2 protein-coding genes are annotated in these 2083 nt (G+C 37.7%); both read right to left on the minus strand.

What is annotated here, in order from left to right:
• On the minus strand, positions 1 to 1336 hold a 1336-nt coding region (locus FTV38_RS17205), incomplete at its 3' end, for a multicopper oxidase domain-containing protein (RefSeq protein ID WP_180023016.1).
• Between the two features lie 49 nt (positions 1337 to 1385).
• Positions 1386 to 1733, minus strand: a complete 348-nt coding sequence (locus FTV38_RS17210; protein WP_179995747.1) for a hypothetical protein — start codon at positions 1731 to 1733, stop codon at positions 1386 to 1388.
• Between the last annotated feature and the right edge of the window lie 350 nt (positions 1734 to 2083).

Below are 2083 nucleotides of genomic sequence, written 5' to 3' on the forward strand. Positions count from 1 at the left end.
AAATATAACGTTCCATAGTACCGCCCAAACGCACGACCAATTCACTGCTGGCTTCACGAGTATCTTTTTGCGGCTCTAACGATTTTAAATCGCTATATTGCAAAGCTTTATTACCTGCAGGTGTAGAGGCATTTGCCCAACCATAAACCACTTGATCATTTTTTTGCGGTTTTACTGCGCTATGCTGTGAATGATCCGTGCCTTTCATATCGCCATGGTTCATTTTCGAATGATCCATTCCTGAATGATCACCACCACCATGTCCCATATCTTCCATAGTCAAAAGCGAGCGTGGACGTGGCTGAGGCATATGCATGCCGTGTGTCACAGGATTTAGTTCATTGTGTAGCGTACCAATCGCATAACCTGAACGGTCAATTGACTCAGCTTCAATTTGATAATGTCCACCTTTTGGCTCCACAATCACATCATAAGTTTCAGCCGTACCAATACGGAATTCATCTACAGAAATGGGTTTCACAGGCTGACCATCAGCACTAACCACAGTCATTTTCAAGTTAGGAATACGGACATCGTAGAAAGACATCGCAGATGCATTCACAAAACGTAGGCGAATTTTTTCATTCGGTTTAAACATTCCTGTCCAATTTTGTTCAGGTGTTTTGCCATTAATGAGGAAGGTATAACCTGTAACATCCGACATGTCGGTTTTTAGCATACGCATCTGATTCCACATTTTGCGGTCAGACCATGTCGCTTTTATGCCATCACGTTTAACCTGCTTCCAAACATCACCCAAGGTTTCACGCTGATCTTGATAATATTCAGCTGAAATTTTAAGATCTTTCTGAATTTGATCACTGGTTTTTTCATGAAAATCTGACAACATCACCACATAGTCACGTTCAGCTTTTTCATGTGCTGCCAATGGTGTTTTACCTTTTGGATAAATCACAAAAGAACCATATAAGCCGTCTTGTTCCTGTCCTTTAGAATGAGCGTGATACCAATAAGTCCCGCTTTGGCGAATCTTGAATTTATAAACATACTCGCTTTGAGGCTTAATACCGTTAAAACCATTAAATCCTGGTACACCATCCATAATGCCCGGCAACAACAGTCCGTGCCAATGAATAGAAGAATCTTGGTTTTTTAAATTATTTTTCACGCGAATGATGGCTTCATCACCCTCTTCAAACTCAAGCAAAGGCGCAGGAAATTGACCATTTACGGTAATGCGCTTTACAGGCTTTCCAGTTGGGCTGACCACTGCTTCATCAATAACAAGCTGATATTCACGCACTTCGGCAAAAACCAAAGGCGACGATGCAAAACAAATACCTGCTAATAGGTACGAACTAATTTTATGAGACATAACTTAACCTTAGTTTTTGAAAAATAAATAAATTTTTAAAAAAAATTGGTTAAGTTTTAGGAGGACGTGAAATTTCTTGCCAATACCCATTTAGATATTGGTTGAGGTAATAAAAATTAGGCTGATCTATAGAATAGAAGGTATCTAGGGGATCTAGCGAGCTTTGCAAAGAATGAAGACATGAGATCTGTGTCTGGCAGGATAAGCTAGAACATTCCTGACACTTTTTGTGATCTATATTCTGATTAATAGCTAAATGATTATGGCAATCGGTATTCGTTTGTACTTCGTGATTAATACCATGTTGAGTGACTTGCTGTGCTTGATCTAAACAATGATCTTGGCTCATTTCAGTTTGAATATTGATATGCATTATCTTTACTGATGCAACAGACACACTACTCCATCCTATGGCAAAAACCATAAGAAAACAAAACCAAAGTTTTTTGGAGAGATGAGTCAACACGAATGCTATCTAGGAATAGAATTTAATCCAAAATATCTTAACGGAATTTCAACTATTTACAACTCAATATAATTTAGTAGTTTCTCTAAAATTAACATAATACACCTTATGCGAAGTCAAAAACTCTAGACCTAAAAGTACATATAAAATTAGTGCCTATTCATAATAAAAATTAAAACTCTTGTAATTACTTTCATACTTGTATCAACTTTTTTAAACAGAACTATTGTTCTTAACTAAATGCTCTCATTCCCTCAACGTTCCCCTTCAGTCTGCCTATC

The organism is Acinetobacter sp. YH16044 (assembly GCF_013417145.1).
In the GTDB taxonomy this organism is placed as follows: Bacteria; Pseudomonadota; Gammaproteobacteria; order Pseudomonadales; family Moraxellaceae; genus Acinetobacter; species Acinetobacter amyesii.